We start from the raw sequence: 20,815 nt of genomic DNA, 5'->3' as shown, positions 1-20,815 counted from the left end.
CAGGCCTCGCCCCGGCGGCGGGTCAGAAGGTGCGGCGGTCGGGGAGCATGTCGTCGTCGGGGATGGACGACACACCGCGCTGGGCAGCCTGGGCGCCGGTCACCCCGGCCCAGCGGAGCAGCGTGTCCGTGGCCGCCTGCCGCTCGGCGTCGGGCAGGCGGGCGATGTTCGCGCCGTGGTTGGCGCCGGGGGCGACATACAGGTACGAGTCATGGCGGCTGGGCGTGAACCGCTCCGCGCTCCACGGGTCGTTCTCCCCGTAGACGAACATCATCCGGCTGGACTGCTTGCGCACCCAGTGGTCGACGTCCAGCATCGGGCGCGGGTCGTGGCGGGACCGCAGCTCGGCGGGAATGACCGAGTTGGGCTGGTAGAGCCCGGGGTAACGGGTCAGGCCGCGCAGGTGCCCGAACTTGAGCGTGGGCCAGCCGAGCTGGGTGGCGGCCTGGTAGTAGTAGGGGACGTAGTAGCCGATGCCCTGGTCGGTGTAGAAGGAGAAGCCGGCGACGGTGTCGATCCAGTCGTAGATCTCGTCGTCGGTCGCCGTGCCGGGCGGCACGTCCGCGCAGTCGCTCTCGTTCGAGTACTGCCAGAAGGCCCACACCGCGTCGAGCACGGTCATCTCGAACGACCGGTCGGCGCTGCCGAGCGACTGGGTGAAGGTGTAGCCGTTCCGCGCGGCCTCGGCCTCGAACCTCGGCACCAGCCTGGCGCGCCGCTTGAGCGCCTCCTTCTGCACGTTCTCCAGCGAGGTGCGGCAGGCGGCGTCGCCCACGTTCTCGAAGAACTCGTCATAGGCGCGGTCGGCGGGGTTGACCCGGTCGTTCGGCGCCACGTAGGCGACCACGCCGTCCACGTCGTCCGGGTAGAAGCGGCGGTGGTAGACCGAGGTCATGCCGCCCTTGCTGGCGCCGGTCTGGATCCACTTGCCGCCGTAGACGGTCTTGAGCGCCTGGACGATGCGGTGCTCGTCGCTCGCCTGCTGCCAGATGTCGAGCTTGCCCCAGTCGGCGGGGTCCGGCCGGGAGCTGCGGAAGAACCGGTGCTCGACCGAGACCTGGTTGGCGCCCAGCAGCCGGGTCGGCTCGGTCTGCGAGGCCGACGGGTTGACGGCCAGGCCGTAGCCGCCGGTGTAGAGCACCACGGGCGCGTCGTCGGACCGGTGCAGCAGGGTGAGACGCTGCTGGTACGTGCCCTTGCCCGGACGGCGGTGGTCCACCGGCTGGGTGAGGGTGAGGACGAAGAAGCGGAAACCGCTCGGCCGGGACTCGGAGACGACGGTCAGGCCGGGGATCGCGGCGAGCTTGTCCAGCAGGGGATCGGCGACGGTGGCGGCGGAAGCGGCGCTCGCGGTCGCGGCGGCGGCCGAAGCCGGCTGGGCGAGTGCGCCGGTGGTGACTAACGCGAGGGCGAGTGCGGCCGAAAGCAGACGGGGGCGCGGGGACATGCTTCTCCTGGTTTGCGTCGAGGAGCAGGACGTCTCACTTATACCGATCTGCCGGTTCCAAGGCGACCCTCCGGCCCAGCGGCCCCACGCGGCCGGCCGAGCCGGAGGCGTATACGGTCAGTCGTCGGTGATGGGGGTCGGGTCGTAACCGCGCCAGCCGTCGTTGCGGCGCAGGAAGAGGCCGGCGAGGAAGCTGAGCAGCCCGCCGGTCATGGTCCGGCCCGTCATCGTGGACACGTCCCGCGCCGGATCGTGCTCCACGAAGTCGATCGCGGCCACCTTCGGGTGCTGGCCCAGCGCGTACAGCGCCTCGTACAGGTCGACCGGGTGCAGGCCCTCCGGGGTGGCCGCGCCGGTGCCGGTCGCGTAGCCGAGCTCCAGCACGTCGACGTCCACGGTGACGTAGATCGCGTCGGTGCCGTCGCCGGCGACCTGCACCATCTGCTCGATCACGGCGTCGATGCCCGCCCGGCGGACCTGGCGGCCGGTGATGATGGTGCCGCCGTGCCCCTCCACCCACCGCTTGTAGTAGCTGGCGTTCATGAAGCCGTGCGCCATCACGTGGACGTGCGCCGCGTCCGCCTCGGCCACCAGCACGGCGAGCTCGTCCGGGCGGAAGTGGGCGTGGCGCGGATCGTCCGCGGGCGACAGCACGCCGCCCGTGGTGGCGACCTTGATCACGTCCGCGCCGGCGCGCAGCATCGTGCGCACCGTCTTGCGCATCTCGTCAGGGCCGTCGGCGATGCCCGACGGCACACCCGGATGCTCGGGGAAGAGGGCCAGGTTCACGCCGCAGCTCAGGTGGCCGTCGTTGTGCCCGCCGGTCTGGCTGATCATGTTCACCGCGATCAGGGTGCGCGGGCCCTCGATCAGGCCGCGTGACAGCGCCTGCTTCAGTCCCAGGTCGGCGCCCGCCGCGTCCCGCACGGTCGTGATGCCGGTTTCGAGCGTCTTGCGGCAGTTGACCACTGTCTTGAAGAAGTGCAGCGAGAACGGGTCGGAGACGCGGTTCACCAGGTTGATGTCGGAGAGCGTCAGGTGGACGTGCGTGTCGATCAGGCCGGGGAGGACGATCTTCCCGGTCGCGTCGACCACCCGGACGTCGTCGCGGGCGGCCAGGCCGGTGCCGACCGCGACGATGACGCCGTCCTCGACGAGCACGTCCGCCCGCCCGGGAGCCGCGCCCGTGCCGTCGAAGACCCGGCCGCCGGCGAAGAGGATGCCGGCCATCAGACGTGGAACCCCCGGCGCGGGCCCGTCTCCAGGGGACGGCGCGGCGGCGTGGAGTAGACCGGCTCCAGCGGCTCCCACGCCCAGGCGCCGTCGCACGCGTCGAGCGTGTAGAACCAGTACATGCGCAGCTCGGAGTCGCCGGTGTCGATGCCGTGCGGCGCCCACGCCGGCACGTACACCGTGTCACCCGGCGCCACCTCGTAGCCGTCGTCGCCCACGTAGATCGTCGCGGTGCCTTCGAGCACGTGGTAGATCTCCGCCGGGGCGTGCCGGTGGATCGTGTAGTGCAGGTGCGGGTCGACGCCCGCCGTGCCGATCACGAACTCCTTGGTGCCGTTCGCCGGTTCGAGCAGGTAGCGGCAGCGCAGCCGCATCCCCTTCGACGGCTCGACGGGGACCCACGACACCATGTCCTCGGCGACCGCCCACCGGTCGAACAGGCCCGTGGACGGGGCGGTGTTCGGGTTCACGCCCGATTCCAGCGCCGTGTCGGGCAGCAGCCGCGAGGTCACGGTCTTGTCGTGGCCGCCGGTGGCGTAGGCGACCAGGAACCGCGCGGGCTCACTGCCGATGTTGGCGATGGAGTGCGCCTCCCCGGGCGGGAAATAGGCGGCGCCCGGAGCCGACAGCTCCACCGAGCCGCCCGGACGCCAGAGCCGCAGCGTCCCCTCGACGATGAAGATCGCCTCGGCGTGCCCGTTGCTGTGCGTGGGCACGACCTGGCCGGGCGCGATCGTGACTTCGCCGAAGGTGATGTCCGCGTCGGCCCCGAGGGTGTCGGGCAGCAGGCCGAGCACCCGCGTGTCGCGGAACTCGGGCAGTTGGTGGAGGTTGTCCCCGGAGACCGAGGCGACAGACCGCGGGAAGTGCATCGAAGCGGGCAACAAAAGCTCCCAGTGCGACAGTTATCGGGCACAAGACCCGTTTTCGCCGACGATGCTAGGCCGGGGGCGGGAGCGGGGGGACCGGGTATTCGTCGTGTGCATCCGGCGCGGGGCACAACATCTGTCGAGCGCGCCGACGGCCGCTCACAGCGCCGCGGCGTGGTCGTGCACCAGGTCGTGCATCCGGTACCAGCAGGGTGACGTCTCCTGGAGGAGGTGGGCGTCCATCAGCTGGTCCAGCAGCCGCCGCGCCCGCGGCATGCTCGTGTCCAGCAGTGCGGCGGCCGTGTCGGCGCCGAAGCCGGCGCGGCCGCCCGAGCCCAGCAGCCGGTACACCCGCCGCTGCTCGTCCGGCAGCCGATCGTACGACCGGTCCAGGGCGGCGGCGACGCTGTGCGGGCCGTCCGCCAGTTCGGCCAGCCGGTCGCAGGCCAGCCGGTCGAGCAGATGCCGCACCCCCCAGGCGGGGCGCGCCCTGAGCCGGGCGGCGGCGATGCGGATGGCCAGGGGGAGCAGCCCGCAGCGCCGCACGACCTCCGCCAGGACGTCCGCCGGGGCGCGGCGGTCCAGGCCGGCCAGCCGGGTGAACAGCGCGATCCCGGCGGTGACCGGCAGGACGTCCAGCGACAGGCCGCGGGCGTCGCCGTGACAGGTCAGGCGGCGGCGGCTGGTGACGATCACCAGGCATCCCGGCCCCGCGGGCAGCAGCGGGAGGAGCTGGTGCTCGTCGGCGGCGTCGTCCAGGACGATCAGGACCTTGCGCCCGGCGAGCACGCTGCGGTAGAGCGCGGCGCGGTCGTCGGGGTGCCAGGGGATGTGCTCGCCGGGGACGCCGAGGGTGCGCAGCACGCGGGCGAGGGCCGTGCCCGGCTCGACGGGTGCCTTCGGGGCGTGGCCGCGCAGGTCGACGAAGAGCTGGCCGTCGGGGTACAGCGGCGCGAGCCGGTGCGCGGCGTGCACGGCCAGCGCCGTCTTGCCGATGCCCGCCATCCCGTTGACGCAGACGACCGGCACCGTGTGCGCGCTGCGGTGGCCCTCCACGACGGCCAGCTCCCGATCCCGGCCGGCCAGCGCGGCGACGTCGGCGGGCAGCTGCCGGGGCACGGTCACCGGAGGCGGCCCCGCCACCGCCGGGCCGGGCCGGCCGTGGGCGGCGGCGTTCAGCGTCGCCCGGTCCGCGCCGTTCAGCTCCAGCGCCTCCGCCAGCAGCAGCATCGACGTCACGCGCGGCCGCAGGAGCGCGCCGCTCTCCATACGGCGCACGGTTCTGACGTTGAGACAGGCCCGTTCGGCGAGTTGCTCCTGGGTCAGCAGCGCGCGCTCCCGCCACCCGCGCAGCAGCGCCCCCAAGGACATCCCGGCACAGGGATCCCCCACGGTTCCGACACCCCCCGGTTCGATTTCGTCAGCCCTGCCGGTGCGGACAGAGAGGACCATCGAAACCGCGTCCACGCTGTTCAGGCCACTGGTGAGACGACATCGGACGGAATCGGACGGGCCGGGCCATCCCGGATCCCCGTTCGAATGCGATTGATGGGAGCGGCGGCGAGTGACCAGAATGAGCGCCATGGGCGAGCGGGAGGATCACGGCCATGCGCACGATCTATGCCCCTACCAGGGTCTGGCGCCCTTCGAGAGCGGGAGGGCCGAGCTGTTCTTCGGCCGTACGAGGGCGACCCGCGACCTCCTCGGCCGTCTGAGAAGGCGGCTGACGGACCACGGCACCGTCCTGCTGGTCTCCGGCGCCTCGGGCGTGGGCAAGTCGTCGCTGCTGAGGGCCGGGCTGATGCCGGCGCTCGCCGGATCGCACGACTGGCCGCGCCTGCTCGTCACGCCGACCGCGCGGCCGTTCCGCGCGCTCGCCGAAGCCTGGGCGCGGGCGTTCGGTGGGCACCCGGAGGAGATCGAGCGGACACTGCGTGCCGACCCGCGGCCGCCCGGCCGGCTCGTCCTGGTGGTCGACCAGTTCGAGGATCTGTTTACCCTGGTGACCGACGAGCGGGAGCGCCAGGCGTTCGTCGGAGCCCTGCACGCCATGGCGGCCCGCCCCGGAGGCGCCGCGGTGATCATCGGGGTGCGCGCGGACTACTGGGAACGCTGCGCCGCCTACCCGCACCTCGCCGAGGCCATCCAGGACGGCCAGGTGATCGTCGAGCCGATGACGGAGCCGGACCTCCGGCTGGCCATCACCGGCCCCGCCGCCGCGGCGGGCCTGGAGCTCGAACCCGGCCTGGTGGAGATCATCCTGGCCGAGCTGCGCGCCGGGCCGTCGGCGGGCGATCGCTACGGGGCCGCGGCCCTGCCCCTGCTCTCCCAGGCGCTGCGCAACACCTGGGAGCGACGCGAGGGCCGCACCCTGACCGTCCGCGGCTACGAGGAGTCCGGCCGGGTCCGCGATTCCGTACGGCGTACGGCCGACGAGGCGCTCGGCGAGCTGCCACCGGAGGACCGCAAGGCCGCGCTGAGGATCTTCCGGCGGATGATGGTGATCACCCCCGGCGGCCGGCCGGCGCGGCGCGCGGCGACGCTGGCCGAGCTGCACGCCGCCGCGTCCGCGCGCCCAGGGGAGCGGGTAGCGGCGCTGCTGTCCGCGTTCGCCGGCCGCCGCCTGCTCACCCTGCACGAGGACTCCGTCGAGATCGCCCACGACGCGCTCCTGACGGCCTGGCCTACCCTGCGGCAGTGGCTCGAACCCGACCTCGCCGCGCAGGAGGTGTACGACCGGCTCCTGGACGCCGCCGGGCAGTGGGCCGAGAACCACCGCGACCCCGCCTTCCTCTACCGGGGCCCCCGGCTGCTGGCCGTCCAGGACAGCAGGCCCCGCTGGGACCGCGACCCAGGCAGCTTCCCCCCGCCGGGCCCCACCGCGGAGAGCTTCGTCACGGCCTCCGTGCGGGAGGCGCGGCGCGTGACCCGCCGCCGCCGTCTCGTCATGGGCGGTCTGTCGGCGCTGTCGGTGCTCGCCCTCTGCGCGGCCGTCGCCGCCGTCGCCGCGGCCGACGAGGCCGTACGGCAGCGCGCGGTGGCGATCTCGCGCCAGCTCGCCGCGCAGAGCGAGGTCACCGGAGACGCCACGCTCTCCTCACTGCTGGCCGTGGCCGCGTGGGACATCGCCCCGACCGACGAGGCGCGCAACCGCGTCCTGTACGCGGCGACCCGCACCGGCAGGGGGACGCTCACCGGGCACGCGCGCGGCGTCATGGCGCTGGCGTTCAGCCCCGACGGCTCCGCCATCGCGACGGGGAGCGACGACGGCACCGCGCGGCTCTGGGACACCGCGTCGCGCCGGCAGCTCGGCGCGCCCATCACCCGGCCGAAGTACGACTGCTCGGACGTCCGCCTGGCCTTCAGCCCCGACGGCCGGACGCTGGCCACCGCGTGCGCGGGCAGCGTCCGGTTCTACGACGTGGCCACCCGCCGCGAGCTGGGCCGGCCGCTGGAGCACGAAGCGGTCGTGTCGGCGCTGGCGTACCGTCCCGACGGGAAGACCCTGGTGACCGGCGACTTCAGAGGTGTCGTCCGGCAGTGGGACGCCGCGACGCACCGCCCGCACGGCCCGCCGATGGGCCGCGCCGACCACGGGCCGGAGCTGGCGAACATCGTCCGCGAGGTGACCTTCAGCCGGGACGGCACGGTCATGGCGGTCGCGAGAGGCAGGGCCGTACGGCTCTGGGACCCCGTCACCTCCCGCCCGCGGGGCGAACCCGTCGCCCGGCAGGCCGACACCGTCCTCGACGTCGCGCTCAGCCCGGACGGCGCCACCCTCGCCACCGTCAGCCAGGGAAGGACCGCCCTCCTGTGGGACCTGGCCTCGCGCGAGCGTACGGGCGAGCTCAAGGACCACCTCGCCGGGTTCACCGCGATCGCCTTCAGCCCGGACGGCACCAGGATCGCCACCGCGGGAGGCAGCGGCCGCACCGTCCTGTGGGACACCGCGGCCCGCCGGCGGCTCCTCACGCTCGCCGACAACGTCGGCGTCCTCGAATGCGTGGCGTTCAGCCCGGACGGGACGCTGCTCGCCGCGGCCGGCCAGGACGGCGTGGTGCGCCTGGCGGACCCGCGGATCCGCCAGCAGATCGGGACCCACGTGCCCGCGCGCTCGGCCGTCGCGCTGAGCCCCGACGGCCGCACGCTCGCCGCCGGGGCGGCCGGCGAGAAGGATCCCGCGATCCAGCTGTGGGACACCGCCACCCAGCGGCCCGCGGGCCCGCCGATGAGGCCGACGGGCACCCGCCGTTCCGTGGCCACGATCGAGTTCACCCCCGACGGCCGCACGCTCCTGACCTCCGGCGTGGACGGCCTGCGGCTCTGGGACGTCGCGGGCCGCCGCGAGCTCGCCCACGACCAGGCCCTCGACGGCGTGGCCGAGCTCAGCCCCGACGGCAGGTTCGCCGCCGTCCAGGTCGGTCAGGACATCGCGTTCTGGGACCTCGCCCGCCGCAGGGAGACCGGGCCGCGCCTGCGCGTCCCCGGCCACACCGACGTCGTCACCGGGATGGCGATCAGCCCGGACGGCGCGACGCTGGCCAGCGCGGGCTTCGACGAGCGGGTGCGGCTCTTCGATGTGGCCACCCGCCGCGAGATCCCCGGCTCGCCGCCCGCCGCCGCCGGCGGGCTGGTCAACGACCTGGCGTTCAGCCCCGACGGCCGGACGCTCGCCTACACGGCCGCCGACGACGCGGTCCGGCTGTGGGACGTCGGACGCCGCCGCCCGGCGGGCATCGCCCTGATCAACGAGGACGGGGCGACCGGCGCGCTCGCGTTCAGCCCTGACGGCCGGATCCTCGCCACCGGCTCAGCGGGCGGCGGCGTGCAGCTCTGGGACCTGCGGATCCACCGGAGGCTCGGAGCGCCGATGACCGGCCACACCGGCGGCGTGACCGACGTCGCCTACGGCCCTGACGGGGCGTCCGTCGCCACGGTGGGCGGCGACGGCGCCGCGCGGCTCTGGAACGTCCGCACCCCCGCCGACCTGGTGGCCGCGGCGTGCGCCAACGCGGGCCGCGCCCTCACCCGCGAGGAATGGGAGAACCACGTGCAGGAGGAAGAGTACCGCCGGACGTGTCCATGACCCCGGAGCCGGGCCCCCTCGGGGGGAGAGCGCGCATGTTCCTGCGAGGCCTGCGGCGGCGGACGGACCGGCCCGTCCCCGAGCTGGTGGCGCTGTTCCGCTCGATCATCGACGGCGGCCGCGACGTCCACCCGATCGCGTCCGACTTCCTGGAGCACTTCATGGACGGCGCTGGCGCGTCCAGGACGATGTCGTCGCGGTGGCTGCGCTCGTTCCGGGTGATCGAGAAGGCCGAGCGCAGGAACCAGCGCCGGTTCGAGCGGCAGCTCACCCGGGAGGCGGGGCTGCTGCCCGACGGCGGGTCGAGCTGGTCGCACGACCACTGGGACGCGCGGATCAACGCCTTCATCGGCACGGAGCTGTTCTACGTCAGCAGGATGAGCCTGCTGCGCTCGCACGGGTCGTTCGTCCTGACCAGGGACGGGCCGGAGGTGCGCGTGTCGGGTACGGTGCGCCACCGCTGGTTCGACCCCTACGACTGGGACCGGGGCCGATGGGTCTACATCCCCCGCCACGGGTTCGTGCCCATCGCCGTCGGCCGCGAGCTCGTCGAGGCCGACGAGGCGCGCAACTTCCTGATGGAGTGCCGCCACGTCCAGACGCTGGAGGGCCGGTGCGTGGCCGGCCGGTGGCCGCGGCGCGGCCGCGCGAGCTTCGCGTGGTCGCTGGTCCGGACGGGGGACGGATGACCGCGGAGCGTCCCCGCCCGCCGGGCCCCGGCACCGCCGGCACGGCGGACTTCGTACGCTCGCTGGCCCTGCTCAGGCAGTGGGCGGGCGAGCCGTCCCTGAGCAGGCTGCGCGTCCTCGGCGGTCAGACGTCGACCGCCGACGGGACCAAGGTCGACGCCCTGCCGAAGAGCACGACCTCGCACGTCCTGCGGCAGACCGACAGGCTGCCCCGGTGGGACTTCGTCCGGGCCTTCGTCACCGCCTGCTTCCACTACTGCGACCATCCGCCCGAGCTGATCCCCGCCGAGCTCGAACGCTGGCGGGCGGCCAGGGCGGCCCTGGCCGAACCGGCCGCCCCCGCACCCGAGCCGCCCCCCGCCGACGTCCCCCTGCCCGATCCCGCCGTCCGGCTGCTGGCCCGGCGCGTGCTCCGGGAGGAGGACCGGGCACGCAAAGGGCTGCTCGGCGGCTACAGTCTCGCGCCGCTTCCCTTCGGCCCTGACGACGCCTCGGGCGGCGGGGCGGCGCACGACCTGCACGCGATCGGCCGGTTCTTCGGCGGCCTGCGCCCGCGGCGCCTGCTGGTCGTGGGGGAGTCGGGGGCGGGCAAGACGGTGCTCGCCGTCGAGCTGGTGCTGCAACTGCTGGAACCCCTGCTGGGGGGACGACCCGGCCGGGACCGGCCGGTGCCGGTGCGCCTGAACGCGGCCCGGTGGACCCTGGGCAGGCCGTTCGAATCCTGGCTGGCCGAGCAGCTCGCGCAGCAGTTCGGGGTCGCGGCCAGGGACGCGCACCGGCTGGTGCGCGACCGCCTGGTGCTGCCGGTGGTGGACGGGCTGGACGAGCTGGACCCGGAGCCGTCGTCGGGCCCGCCGCGCCGGGCGATCGGGCTGCTCGCCGAGCTCAACCGCTACAGCGACCTCTCCGGGCGGCGGCCGGGCGCGGTCGTCGTGACCTGCCGCGCCGACCGCCACGCCGAGCTGCGCGCGGCCGGGGCAGGGCTGGACAACGCCGCCCTGATCAGGCTGAGACACCTCAACACCGAGCAGATCGGCACCTACCTGCGCGCCCGCTGGCCGGACGGTCACCCCTTCGCCCCGCACCGCGACGCCGTCCACGCGGCGCTGTCGGGGCCGGCGGGCGAGGCCGTGCACGCCGCGCTCGCCACGCCGTGGCGGCTGCTGCTGACCGTGACCGCCGTGGAGTCCGGCGGCGACCCCGACGACCTGCTCCACGCCGACCCGGACGCCGACCCCGCCGCCGGAGCGGCACTGATCGCCGGAAGGCTCCTGGACGCGTACGTGCCTGCGGCCACCCACCTGGCACCCCGCACCCCCCACGGCACCCCTTACCGTCCTGACCAGGTCCGCTCATGGCTCGTCCGCCTGGCCGCCCACCTACACGACCAGTCCACCCTCGCCACCGAGGCAGACCGGCCGAGGCCCGGCTTCCTCACCCACCTACGCGGGCAGCTAGCCCGCAAGGCCGGGCTGGATGCGGCGGTGCCTGGCCTTGGCCTCCGCCCGCGCAGGCAAGCGGGTCGCGGTGCCAAGGCGGACGGACCGACGTCCGGTCTCAGCGCTCACCTGCGCGGGCAAGCGGGTCGCGGTGCGGAGGCGGACGGGCCGCCGCCCGGCCTTGGCCCTCACCCGCGCGGGCAAGTGGGTGGCGCTGCTGGGGTGGGCGGGTCGGTGCCCGGCCTTGGCCCACGCCTGGGTGGGCGGGTGGGGCGGATGTCGCCTGGGTTGACGGCGATCGATCTTGTGCCTCATCTGTTGTGGCCGATCGGGGGGCGGCGGCGGGTGCGGGTGCTGCACAGTCTGGGGTGTGTGGTGTTCGCGGTGATCGCGATGCTGGCGTTCTGGACGGGCTCGGCGGCCGGTGAGCTGCCGGATCAGTCGCTCACTCTGGCGCTGATGGCGGGCTGGGTGGGCATCGCCACCGTGCTGTCGCTGGCGCCGTGGCCGGCCGCCGCCGGTGGGCGGACGGGGGTGCCGCGACGGCGCCGGGTCACCGGCGGTCTGGTGGGCGCACTGGCGGGAGTGCCCGTCGGCGTGCTCGGAGGGCTGACCGGGCTCGCGCTGACCGGGGGAAGAGCCTTCGGTCCAGGCTTCGCGGTCGTCGCCGGGGGCACGGGGGGACTGGTGCTGGGCGCCGTGATCGGGCTGACGGCGGCCGGTCGTCCGGGAGCCGAGCGTATGACCGTGCCGGAGGCGATCCGCGCCGAACCCCTCACCCTGCTGGGCTTCGGGCTGTGCGGCGCGCTCACCGGCCTGCCGCCGCTGCGGCTGGCCGGCGCCGGTCCGCTGCCGCTGGCCGCGGGGGTGGCCGCCGCCTTCGTCCTCGCCTTCGCGCTCGGGGTCGTCTTCACGATCGCCACCGGGGGCTGGAGCAAGGACGCGGAGCTGGCCCACCCGCGAGAGGCCCTGCACCGCAACGCGGTCATCGGGCTGGCCTTCGGCCTCATCGGCGGCGTCGCGGCCTTCCTGGTGTTCCTCATGAACCACGACGTCGCCGAGTCGCTGCTGTGCGCACTCGTCGGCGGCGTGACCTTCGGCCTGGCCTTCGGCGCGATCGCCTGGGCCCGCACCATGATCGGCCTGGCCGTCGCGGCCGCGCGGGGCCTGCTGCCGCTGCGGCTGTGGGCCTTTCTCGACTGGGCCTGCGAGGCCAACCTGCTGCGCGTCAGCGGCGCCACGTACCAGTTCCGGCACCGCGAGCTCCAGGACTTCCTGACTCCCGGCGACAGATGACGCCGGAGCCTGCCGGCGCGGGGCGAAGATCCGACACGCGGGGAGTTCCGGAACGGCGGCCTGTCACCAGGCGCGGGTGCGGCCCACCCAGACGTTGCGGGCACGGAGGTGGGTGTCGCCGGTGGGGCCCGGCAGCTGCTGGTTCCAGCCGGGGTCGCCGGGCCCGTCCAGGCCGGACGCGTACGAGCCCATCTGCAGGTTGATGATGAGGTACTGCGGGACGCCGGCCCAGTTCTCGCCCTTGTGGGTGGCCACCCAGGAGCCGTCGAGGTAGTAGTCCAGCCCGACGTCGTCGCCGTCTTTGTACATCCAGACCCGGTACTTGTGCCAGGCGGCCGGGTCCGCGACGGGCACCCGCTCCCGCGTGACGAAGTAGTCGTCGCCGGCCTCCTCGCCCTCATCGCCGCTGGAGGTCTTGTTCCAGGTGTTGAAGAGGTTGGTGGAGTCGCCCACGTACTCCAGGATGTCGGTCTCCGGCGGCCACGCCGGCCATTCCCCGGTCGTCCAGAACGCCGGCCAGATGCCCGGCCCGGTCTGGGCGCTGAACTCGCCCTCGATGTCGTACTCGGGGAACTGGTCGTTGACGATGATCTGTTCCTTGGCGTGGATGGCGCCGGAGCGGTACCACAGCGGGGCGTACGGCTTGTGCGGGCTGGTCCCGTCGGCCGTGGCCAGCCGGGTCGCCTTCAGGGTCAGCACGCCCCCGGAGAGTGAGATTTGGTCGGCGTGCATCCGGGCGGCGCCGTTGTGGGTGTCGTCGTCGCCTCCCCAGGGATAGAGGCGGTTCCACTCCCGGTCGAAGGCCGTCCAGCTGTCGAAGGACGACTTCTCGATGATGTTCTCCCACGTCTCGGCACGGGCGGGAGAAGGGGACGGGGTCGCGGCCGTCGCGCCGGTGGGCAAGGCCGCCACCCCCAGGGCCAGGCCGGAGACGGTCAGAAATCTACGCCGGTCGACGCCATGATCAGACATCTGTTTCCTTTGCCGGTTCCGCCACAGGATGCCCGCACATGAGTCAATGATCACTGTTAGGGCGGCAACAGTATGCCTCACGTGACGAAGATCGGCGAGCCCCCGTCAGGGATGCCGCAACGACGTCAGCCCCGCGTCCCAGCGGCCGAGGATGTACTCGGCCCACAGGCGTTCCAGCCGCAGCGCGCACGCCGCCCCGTACAGGACGTCCCCGGCCAGCCACGGGTGTTCGGCGGCGAAGTTCTCGCACAGGTCGTGGCAGGCGATCTGCTCGTGCACGGCGTCGGCCTGCACGTGCTCGTCGTAGAAGAGTGCGGCGGTGTCGTCGCCGCCGAGCCTGCGCAGCCCGATGGCGTAGCGGCGGTTGGGCAGGGAGGAGGTCATCTCCAGCGCGGCGAGATGCCCGATCAGGGCGCCGCGCAGCCGCCGGTGCAGGCCGAACAGGGACATGGCGTTGGAGATGGCCAGCGTGATGCCCGGCACGCGGCCGAGGTAGGCGCCGTAGGAGTCGTCCAGGCCGAGGCCGCGCATGGTGGCGCGGAACAGCTCGGAGTGCATGCGCTCGGCCCGGCCGCCGCCGTACTCGTCGGCCTGGATCTCCACCAGCGCGGCCTTCGGCCGGCCACGGAGGCGGGGGATCGCCCAGGTGTGCGGGTCCGCCTCCTTGAGGTGGTAGATCGACCGGTGGATGACGAACTCGCGGAACTGCTCCAGGCCGGCCCGGCGGGACAGGAAGGCGGACAGGGAGGGGCCGTCGTCGTCGGCGGTCAGCTCCCTGAGCGCCCGGCGTACCTCGACCGGCCCGTCGAGCGGCGGCCGGGGCACGGCCGCCGCGAGCGTCTCCTCGAAGCGCCGCTCCAGCTCCATGCGCGCGGCCAGCAGCGGCGGCGCCCACTCCCAGCGCTCGTCCACGTCGTCGAAGCCCTGGTAGTGCAGCTCGTAGCAGGCGAACAGGGCGAGCTGGAAGTCGTCGTCGCCCAGCTCGGCGCCGGTGACGTCCAGCGGGATCGGGCTGTCGTCCGGCGGACGGGTCAGGCGGTCGAAGAGCGTCGCGGTGACCGGCCCGCGCGGAGCGGGCAGCCTCGTGGCCGGCTCCCGCCCGGTGGCGCCGCGACCTTCCCTCCTGGCCCTCCTGGCATCAACCGCTGTCACGAGTCCCCCTTCTCGCCCGGAACTGCCCGGGGACCGACGCGCGAAACCCGGGTGTCCCCGCTGTTCCGCCGGGAAGAGGGGTGGGATGTCGCATCAGGGAGATGACGTGGTGACGGTGACGCCTTGCGAGGACGGGCCCCTGCTGATCCGGGGGCCGTTCGAGCTGGTGACTCAGGACGGCGTGCCGATCCCGGCGGGGCGGGCGACGGTCGCGCTGTGCCGGTGCGGCTTCTCGTCGGTCAAGCCGTTCTGCGACGGCTCGCACAAGGTGGCCGGCTTCCGGGCGCCCAGCGAGCGCGAGGCCCCGGCCTGACGCAGCCACCGTACGGAATGGGCCGCCCGGCGGAGCCTGCGCCCGGCGTACGGCACGCCGCCGCACACGGCGGCCCCGACCGCGAGCCAGGCGCACGTCGCCCGCTCCACGATCCAGACCGGGGCGAACAGCGCCGACGTGCCCGGGAAGACGCGCCGCCCGCCCGCCCTGCGCCGCCCCGCCTCCGCCACCCCCACGGCCAGTACGGCGCCCGCCACGGGCAGGACATACCGGTGGCGCAGCAGGCAGAAGGCCAGCCCCGGCAGCACGGACAGGAACAGCGCCATGCGGCCGGGCTGCGCCAGGTCGTCGTACGCCTGCCGGACGCGCTGGCTCCAGAAGCGGGCGGCGTCGGGCGGCAGGCGCCGGACGTAGAGATCAAGCGGGCGCAGCTCCCGGCCGCCGTGCGCGCGTACGGTACGGATGAGTTCGAGATTCTCGAACAGCACGTCACCGTCGTAGCCGCCCATCCGGGCGAAGAACGAGCGGCGCACCCCGAACGTGCCGGGATAGTCGGCGCCCAGACCGCGGTTGAGCAGGGTGCGGGCGGTGTCCCAGCGGGCGTGCCAGGGCAGTCGCGCGAAGTAGTTCTGCGGCCGGACCAGCTCGGCCTCGTCCAGCAGGCGATCCATCCTGGCCAGGGCCCACTCGTCGTAGCGCACGTCGTCGTCGGCGATGATCACGTGCTCGGCGCGGGCCAGCCGCATGCCGGTCAGCACGCCGCCGACCTTGCCGTTGGCGCGGAGCAGATCGGTGTCCGGACGGACGTGCGTCACGAGGCCGCGCCAGGCGGCGGCATGGCGCTCGAACAGCGGCCCGGGAGAACCGTCGACCACGACGACCCGTAGGCGGCGGCTCAGGGCGCGCAGGTAGGCGGTCAGTTCCTCAAGGCCGGAGTCGTCCTCCCAGCGCAGCGGGAGCACGTAATCCATCAGGCGCCGTCTTCCATCCCTCATGCCGGTCGCACCGTACCCGGGAAGGCCCTCAGGAAACGACGGCCGATGCGTGCCGGGAATAAATCGAGGTTAGAATGCTCACCAGTTGACCGGCTCTTGAATCCCGGCCCCCACGTGCGGCTACACCGTGGAATTCGGAAATCTACATAGTCTTTCCCCCGCGAAATGGGTGCCGGCCCCGATAGCCGGATTCCTGTTCCTGGGCCAAACTGGTAAGTGAGCGGACCCGATTGCTCGAATTTCCTCCAAGTGACGAGGTTCGCGCCGACGACGAGCCAGGTCGACAGGGGATGAGGGCATGTTCGCGCTGGACGGTCAGACGGTCACGTGGCAGGCGCCGGCCGTGTGGCTCCTGCTGGGCCTCCTGCTCCTCGCCGCGCTTATCGCCCGGGTGGTGCGCGTCGTCGGCGAGGACGAGCGGCTGGTGGTGCGCAGGCTGGGCCGCGTGACGGGGGTCCGAGGGCCGGGGCTCGTGGTCGTCTGGCCGATCCTGGAGCGCGACGTACGAGTGTCGCTGCGCACGGCGGGGCTGGACGTGTTCGGCAAGGAGGCCGTCACCCGCGACGGCGTGAGCGTGCGGGTGCGGGCCGGCGTCATGGCGGCCGTCGAGGACCCGGTCCGCTTCGCGACGGCGGTGGAAGGCCCGCTGACGGCCACCACGATCGTCGCCGAGAACGTGCTGCGGCGCGAGATCGCCCGGCGCGACCTGGCCGAACTCCCCGCCCTGGTCGCCGGCGCGGGCGCCGACCTGGCCGGCCAGGTCAGCGAGACGACCCGGCAGTGGGGCATCCGCGTCACGCTGCTCGACATCACCGACATCCAGGTCCCGCTCAGCGCCGATCTGATCGCGTGGGGCAGGGGCGACCGGCGGCAGGAGAGCCTGCCCGCATGACGTCACAGGGAAGGAGACCCATGAAGATCACGAGCAACACCATCCCCGGCATCGGGACCGTCCATCACACCGACACCCGGCGGGGAGACCACCTCGCCGTCATCGTCACTCCCGCCGGACGCACCCTCCTGCTCTACGACGAAGCGGACCCCGACACGCCCGCGCACACCGTGGAGCTCGAACAGCAGGAGGCCGACCAGCTCGCCGACCTGCTGCGCGGCCGCCCCACGGCAGACCGGCTGACCGAGGTCGAACGCCGCCTGGCCGCCGTGGAACGCCGCCTGGCCGCCGCCGCGTAGCCCTCAGAGGAACCTCCAGAGGGTGTTGCCCGCTCCCTCGTCGGCGAGCACGACCTGCGCGCCCTGGGACGTCCCGGCGAGGCCGAGGACCCGGCCGCCGTTGGCGCACTGGATGCGGAAGGCGGCCCCCGGCCCGGGGCGCAGCCGCCAGCGGTGGTCGGCCGTGCCGTTGTCGGCCCACTGCAGGACGCGCGACCCGGAGGCGGTGCCCATGTCCTCCACGCCCAGCACCTTCTGGCTGTGGCCGTTGCGCAGCCGCAGGTAGCCGCCCGTGTCGACGACCGCCGTCCACAGGTGGTCGGCGGTGCCGGTGTCGCCCCACTGGACGACGAGCGCGCCGTCGGCCGTGGACATGCCGGTGACGCCGAGCACCATCCCGGTGGCCACGTTCTGGACGCGCCGGGCGCCGCTCGGCACGAACCGCCACCGGTTGTCCGCGCCGCCGTTGTCGGAGTCCTGGACCACCGGGGCGCCGTTGGCCGTCGAGCCGTTCTGCACGCCGAGCAGCTTGCCGCTGTGGACGTTGCGGATCTTGACCGAGCCGTCGCCGGTGTCGGTGACCGTCCAGCGGTGGTCGGCGGTGCCGTTGTCGTCCCACTGGACCACCCGGGCGTTGTCGGCGGCCGACATGTTCTCGACCCCGAGCACCTTGCCGCTGTGCGCGTTGCGGAACCGCAGGGCGTCGCCGTCGACGATCGGGACCCAGTCGTGGTCGGCGGTGCCGTTGTCGGTCCACTGGAGCGCCGGGGCGCCGTCGGCGGTGGACATGTCCTGGATGCCGAGGACCAGCCCGCTGGCGGCGTTGAGCAGCCGGAAGCCGGAGCCGGTGCCGCCCTGACCGCCGGTGTTCCAGTAGACGACGTAGTTGTGGCCGTGCGCGTCGTGGAACGGCCCCAGCCGCACCGTCGCCCCGCCGGCCGTCGCCGTGAAGGCCAGGGACGAGGTGCTCGTACGGGTGATCGACGAGGGGACCAGGACCGGGGCGGACGACAGGCCGGTGTTGCCGTAGTCGCCCGACAGCACGACCGGGCCGTAGGTGACGGCCTGCAGGCCGGGGTTGTCGTTGGCGGCCTTCATGACCACCCGCATGGGCAGCCGCACGGTCACGGTGTCGCCCGGCGCCCACGACCGGGTGAGGCCGGCGTAGCTGCCCGGGGTGACAGGGATGTTCTGCTGCACCCCGTTGACGCTGATCGTCGCGTCCTGGGTCCAGGCCGGGATGCGGACGCGCATCGTCCACGTCCCGCCGACCTCGCCGGTGACCCGCAGCGACGTGGTGTCGCCGACCGGGTATGAGGTCGTCTGGGTGACCGTGATGCCGCGCTGGCTCCAGTCGAGCGTGGAGGGCGCGAACAGGTTCACGAACAGCGTGGTGCCGTCGTAGAAGTAGATCGAGTCCATCAGCTTGGTGTTGGTCTCGATGCCGGTGCCCTGGCAGCACCAGAAGGAGTCGTAGTCCGTGCTCCAGGTGCCGCCGCCCCAGGCCGGGCCGACGCCCCGGCGCCCGCCGGGGTTGAGCGGGGTGAAGTACGTGACGTGCCCGCGCGCGTCGGCCGGGTTCTGCTGCCCGATCAGATGGTTGAGCAGGGCGTTCTCGTAGTAGTCGAAGTAGTCGGCCCGGGTGGGCGACAGCAGCCACAGCTCCCGGGTCAGCTTCAGCATGTTGTAGGTGTTGCACGCCTCGCCGGTGTCCCTGGTCAGGTGGGCGGCGATCGCGTTCGGGGCGCGGAAGTGCTCGGCCTGGCTGTTGGAGCCGTTCGCGTACGTGTGCGCGCCGACGGTGATCGACCAGGCGTTCGCGGCGATGTCGCGGTAACGGGTGGTGCCGGTCGCCTTGTACTCGCGGGCCGCCCCGATCCACTTGGGCACCTGCGTGTTGGCGTGCAGCCCGTTGAGCTGGTCCTGGCCCGCGGCCAGCGGGTTGAACACGGCCGCGTGGTCGAACCGCTGGGCCGTGGTCAGCCACCGGGAGTCGCCGGTCATCTGGTACAGGTCGGTCAGCACCGCGTTCATGCCGCCGAACTCGGTGCCGAGCATGGCCTGCAGCTGGCTCGCGCCGAGCCGCGAGGTGCGGGTGTCCACCCATCCCGCCAGGGCGAGCAGCACGGTCCTGGCCCGGGTGTCGCCGATCAGCCGCCACACGTCCAGCAGCCCGGCCAGCGTCTTGTGAATGCAGTAGTACGGGACGTTGCCGTTGGCCAGCGTGCGGTTCTCCACAGCGGTGATGTCGGACTCGGGGAAGCCCGACAGATAACCGGCCGTGAACCCGGCGGCGGCGTTGTTGGCCTGGCACCGGGCCAGCTCGGTGACCATGTAGACGGCCTTGTCCCGGCAGGTGGTGTCGCCGAGCACGGCGTAGGCCTGCGCCCACGCCGTCAGGAAGTGGCCCTGCATGTGCGACCGGAACGGGAAGCCGGGCGCGTCCCAGCCGCCGTTGGCCGCGGCGCCGCCGGTCGGCAGGCGGTGGTTGGCCCGGAAGACGTACAGCAGCCGGTCGACGTCGACGAAGCGCAGGTAGTTCAGGGTCCGGTTCTGGTTGTCCAGCCAGCGCCCGGAGGTCAGCCGGACCTGGCCGAGGTCGAAGGCGTAGGCCGAGACGCCGATGTCGGATCTGGCCCACGGCAGCGCGGCCGCGGACGCGGGGGAGGCGCCGGCCACCTGGCCGGCGGCCGAGAGCGCGACGGCGGCACCCGTGGCCTGGAAGAGCCGGCGGCGGCTGATCTCGCTCATGAGGCCACCCGGAAGGTCGCGTCCTGGCGGTCGGTGGCGCTCGACGAGGAGCTGACCGGGTCGATGCGCAGCACGTACCCCTGGTGCCGCAGGTGGTGGGTCGGGAAGTTGTGCGACCGGAACGACGACCAGCCGCCGTCCGCCAGCCCGGCCACGCGGTGGAAGGTGGCGTCGGCGCGGAACACGGACGAGCCGTCGTCGGGGTCGAGCCGGACCGCGTAGTTGCTGTGCCGCAGGTAGTCGCCCGGCACGTTCACCGACTGGAACGAGACCCCGGCCGGATCGGCCAGCCCCGGCACCATCCGCCACAACTGATCCTGGTGCGGGTCGAACGGGTAGGGGTCGATGCGCCCCACCCGGTCGGCGTGCCGGACGAAATAGTCGGGGAAGTTGTACGACTTCAGCCGCACCCAGTTCGGCAGCCCCCACCGCGCGACCATCGCGTTGTACTCGGCGTCGGTGATCGAGGCGATCGAGCCGTGCTTGGAGTTCAGCGGCGGGGTGTAGTCCCGCTGACTGGCCGCCGTCCACGCGCCGGCGCCGATGTTCGACGACGACCACAGGTAGTAGTCGTTGTTGACCGGGCTGAAGGAGTCGCCCCACAGCCGCCAGCCGCCTTCGTTGGTCTTCTGCAGCAGCGGCGCCTCGATCGCGTTGCCCATCCGCAGGCCGCCGGTGTACGTGGTGAAGCTGTTCGGCTGTCCCGTGGCCGAGCGGGCGCCGTAGAGGTTCCCGTCGTTGAGGTTCTTGTAGTAGAGGTACGTCGTGCCGCCGTCGACGACGATGTCCCCGTCGAGCACGTTGAAGGCGGGGCTGAAGAACGGCTGCTGGGCGCTGACCGACTGGAAGTCGCTGGTGTAGTTGACCGCCAGGATGTCCCGGCCCCCGGTGTTGAACGAGTAGACGATGCCGTACTGGCCCCGCGAGGCGTCGCGGAATACCGTGGGCGCCCAGGTGTGGCCGCTGGTGGTGTGCATGCGCAGCCGCCGGTAGCCGGTGAAGGCGGTCAGGTCGGCCGAGTCCCAGACGTGCAGATACTGACTGGTCGTGCCGAAGTCGAGGCCCTTCAGGTCGGTGGCGATCACCACGAAGGCGCCGTCGAGCTTGCGGTGGATCTGGGGGTCGCGCAGGCCCTGCTGCCCGGCGGTCGGAGTCGCGACGGGGTTGTTCTGGTTGAGCGGCGCCCAGTTCAGGCCGTCCCGGCTGACCGCGAGGTGCAGGCCGTAGTCGGCGGCCGACTGGTTGGGGGACTCGGTGAAGTACGCGAACACGTAGGCGGTGCCGGCCGCCTGCGCCGCGCGGGGAAAACCGGCCACACCGGTGGCCGCCAGCGCGGCCGACGCCAGGGCGGCCTTGCCGAACTGCCTGCGGCTCAGGGACATCCAGGGCTCCTTGGCTAGGTCGGAGCGGGCGGCCACAGCGCGTGTTAGCGCTACCATTTC

General features: G+C 73.1%; 14 protein-coding genes and 1 pseudogene. 6 read left to right on the top strand and 9 right to left on the bottom strand.

The window, feature by feature from the left end:
• Positions 1-22: 22 nt before the first annotated feature.
• The 4 genes from ABD999_RS20615 to ABD999_RS20600 all read right to left on the bottom strand — a co-directional run bounded on the left by ABD999_RS20615 (position 23) and on the right by ABD999_RS20600 (position 4,941).
• Positions 23-1,447: a S28 family serine protease gene (locus tag ABD999_RS20615; RefSeq protein ID WP_271277315.1), complete on the bottom strand. Its 1,425-nt coding sequence runs from the start codon at positions 1,445-1,447 to the stop codon at positions 23-25.
• Positions 1,448-1,564: 117 nt separating this feature from the next.
• Positions 1,565-2,677, bottom strand: a complete 1,113-nt coding sequence (locus ABD999_RS20610) for an arginase family protein (protein WP_271277316.1) — start codon at positions 2,675-2,677, stop codon at positions 1,565-1,567.
• The gene (locus tag ABD999_RS20605) at positions 2,677-3,564 is read right to left on the bottom strand and encodes a cupin domain-containing protein (protein WP_271277317.1); all 888 of its coding nucleotides are present in this window, start codon (positions 3,562-3,564) and stop codon (positions 2,677-2,679) included. Before ABD999_RS20605 ends, ABD999_RS20610 begins: the two co-directional genes overlap by 1 nt.
• Positions 3,565-3,708: 144 nt before the next feature.
• Positions 3,709-4,941, bottom strand: a complete 1,233-nt coding sequence (locus ABD999_RS20600) for a helix-turn-helix domain-containing protein (RefSeq protein ID WP_271277318.1) — start codon at positions 4,939-4,941, stop codon at positions 3,709-3,711.
• Positions 4,942-5,122: 181 nt separating this feature from the next.
• On the opposite strand from ABD999_RS20600, the gene ABD999_RS20595 reads away from it, so the two are divergent.
• Genes ABD999_RS20595 through ABD999_RS20585 form a run of 3 tightly spaced genes read left to right on the top strand, consistent with a single transcriptional unit; the run spans position 5,123 to position 12,059 of the window.
• Positions 5,123-8,635 carry a WD40 repeat domain-containing protein gene (locus ABD999_RS20595; RefSeq protein WP_271277337.1) on the top strand — a complete coding sequence of 1,171 codons (3,513 nt, stop codon included), beginning with the start codon at positions 5,123-5,125 and terminating at the stop codon, positions 8,633-8,635.
• Between the two features lie 35 nt (positions 8,636-8,670).
• Positions 8,671-9,324: a hypothetical protein gene (locus tag ABD999_RS20590; RefSeq protein WP_148033072.1), complete on the top strand. Its 654-nt coding sequence runs from the start codon at positions 8,671-8,673 to the stop codon at positions 9,322-9,324.
• Entirely contained in the window at positions 9,321-12,059 is a 2,739-nt protein-coding gene (locus ABD999_RS20585) for an NACHT domain-containing protein (protein WP_271277319.1), read from the top strand. The genes ABD999_RS20590 and ABD999_RS20585 overlap by 4 nt, the downstream gene beginning before the upstream one ends.
• 63 nt (positions 12,060-12,122) lie before the next feature.
• Here the strand turns inward: ABD999_RS20585 and ABD999_RS20580 are convergent, their stop codons facing one another.
• Together ABD999_RS20580 and ABD999_RS20575 are read right to left on the bottom strand one after the other, a co-directional pair.
• Positions 12,123-13,031, bottom strand: coding sequence for a glycoside hydrolase family 16 protein (locus ABD999_RS20580; protein ID WP_271277320.1), 909 nt, complete (start codon positions 13,029-13,031; stop codon positions 12,123-12,125).
• Positions 13,032-13,136: 105 nt separating this feature from the next.
• Positions 13,137-14,183 carry an iron-containing redox enzyme family protein gene (locus tag ABD999_RS20575; protein ID WP_271277321.1) on the bottom strand — a complete coding sequence of 349 codons (1,047 nt, stop codon included), beginning with the start codon at positions 14,181-14,183 and terminating at the stop codon, positions 13,137-13,139.
• Between the two features lie 85 nt (positions 14,184-14,268).
• Here ABD999_RS20575 and ABD999_RS20570 point away from each other — a divergent pair.
• Positions 14,269-14,391, top strand: a pseudogene (locus ABD999_RS20570) (hypothetical protein); the annotation flags it as partial.
• On the opposite strand, the gene ABD999_RS20565 reads toward ABD999_RS20570, so the two are convergent.
• On the bottom strand, positions 14,355-15,428 hold the full coding sequence (locus ABD999_RS20565) for a glycosyltransferase family 2 protein (protein ID WP_271277322.1): 1,074 nt from the start codon (positions 15,426-15,428) through the stop codon (positions 14,355-14,357). The pseudogene ABD999_RS20570 and the gene ABD999_RS20565 sit on opposite strands and share 37 nt — an antisense overlap.
• 322 nt (positions 15,429-15,750) lie before the next feature.
• Here ABD999_RS20565 and ABD999_RS20560 point away from each other — a divergent pair, with 322 nt between their 5' ends.
• Both ABD999_RS20560 and ABD999_RS20555 read left to right on the top strand, forming a co-directional pair.
• A complete protein-coding gene (locus tag ABD999_RS20560) occupies positions 15,751-16,344 on the top strand; it encodes an SPFH domain-containing protein (RefSeq protein ID WP_271277323.1) in 594 nt (197 codons plus the stop codon).
• 20 nt (positions 16,345-16,364) lie between these two features.
• Positions 16,365-16,643: a cation:proton antiporter regulatory subunit gene (locus ABD999_RS20555; protein WP_271277324.1), complete on the top strand. Its 279-nt coding sequence runs from the start codon at positions 16,365-16,367 to the stop codon at positions 16,641-16,643.
• A gap of 3 nt (positions 16,644-16,646) precedes the next feature.
• On the opposite strand, the gene ABD999_RS20550 is transcribed toward ABD999_RS20555, so the two are convergent.
• Together ABD999_RS20550 and ABD999_RS20545 are read right to left on the bottom strand one after the other, a co-directional pair.
• Positions 16,647-19,373, bottom strand: a complete 2,727-nt coding sequence (locus tag ABD999_RS20550) for a beta-L-arabinofuranosidase domain-containing protein (RefSeq protein ID WP_271277325.1) — start codon at positions 19,371-19,373, stop codon at positions 16,647-16,649.
• Positions 19,370-20,755, bottom strand: coding sequence for a glycoside hydrolase family 43 protein (locus ABD999_RS20545; protein ID WP_271277326.1), 1,386 nt, complete (start codon positions 20,753-20,755; stop codon positions 19,370-19,372). Before ABD999_RS20545 ends, ABD999_RS20550 begins: the two co-directional genes overlap by 4 nt.
• Between the last annotated feature and the right edge of the window lie 60 nt (positions 20,756-20,815).

It is taken from the genome of Nonomuraea ferruginea (assembly GCF_039540635.1).
Taxonomy (GTDB): domain Bacteria; phylum Actinomycetota; class Actinomycetes; order Streptosporangiales; family Streptosporangiaceae; genus Nonomuraea; species Nonomuraea ferruginea.
Note: the sequence above shows the minus strand (reverse complement) of the source record. Positions and strands in the feature narration are given on the sequence as shown.

Excerpts from the sequence above, each read along its gene's own strand:
- ABD999_RS20615 (WP_271277315.1), bottom strand. The coding sequence starts at position 1,447 with ATGTCCCCGCGCCCCCGTCTGCTTTCGGCCGCACTCGCCCTCGCGTTA.
- ABD999_RS20610 (WP_271277316.1), bottom strand. The coding sequence starts at position 2,677 with ATGGCCGGCATCCTCTTCGCCGGCGGCCGGGTCTTCGACGGCACGGGC.
- ABD999_RS20595 (WP_271277337.1), top strand. The coding sequence starts at position 5,123 with ATGAGCGCCATGGGCGAGCGGGAGGATCACGGCCATGCGCACGATCTA.
- ABD999_RS20590 (WP_148033072.1), top strand. The coding sequence starts at position 8,671 with ATGTTCCTGCGAGGCCTGCGGCGGCGGACGGACCGGCCCGTCCCCGAG.
- ABD999_RS20585 (WP_271277319.1), top strand. The coding sequence starts at position 9,321 with ATGACCGCGGAGCGTCCCCGCCCGCCGGGCCCCGGCACCGCCGGCACG.
- ABD999_RS20580 (WP_271277320.1), bottom strand. The coding sequence starts at position 13,031 with ATGTCTGATCATGGCGTCGACCGGCGTAGATTTCTGACCGTCTCCGGC.
- ABD999_RS20565 (WP_271277322.1), bottom strand. The coding sequence starts at position 15,428 with ATGGATTACGTGCTCCCGCTGCGCTGGGAGGACGACTCCGGCCTTGAG.
- ABD999_RS20560 (WP_271277323.1), top strand. The coding sequence starts at position 15,751 with ATGTTCGCGCTGGACGGTCAGACGGTCACGTGGCAGGCGCCGGCCGTG.
- ABD999_RS20555 (WP_271277324.1), top strand. The coding sequence starts at position 16,365 with ATGAAGATCACGAGCAACACCATCCCCGGCATCGGGACCGTCCATCAC.
- ABD999_RS20550 (WP_271277325.1), bottom strand. The coding sequence starts at position 19,373 with ATGAGCGAGATCAGCCGCCGCCGGCTCTTCCAGGCCACGGGTGCCGCC.
- ABD999_RS20545 (WP_271277326.1), bottom strand. The coding sequence starts at position 20,755 with ATGTCCCTGAGCCGCAGGCAGTTCGGCAAGGCCGCCCTGGCGTCGGCC.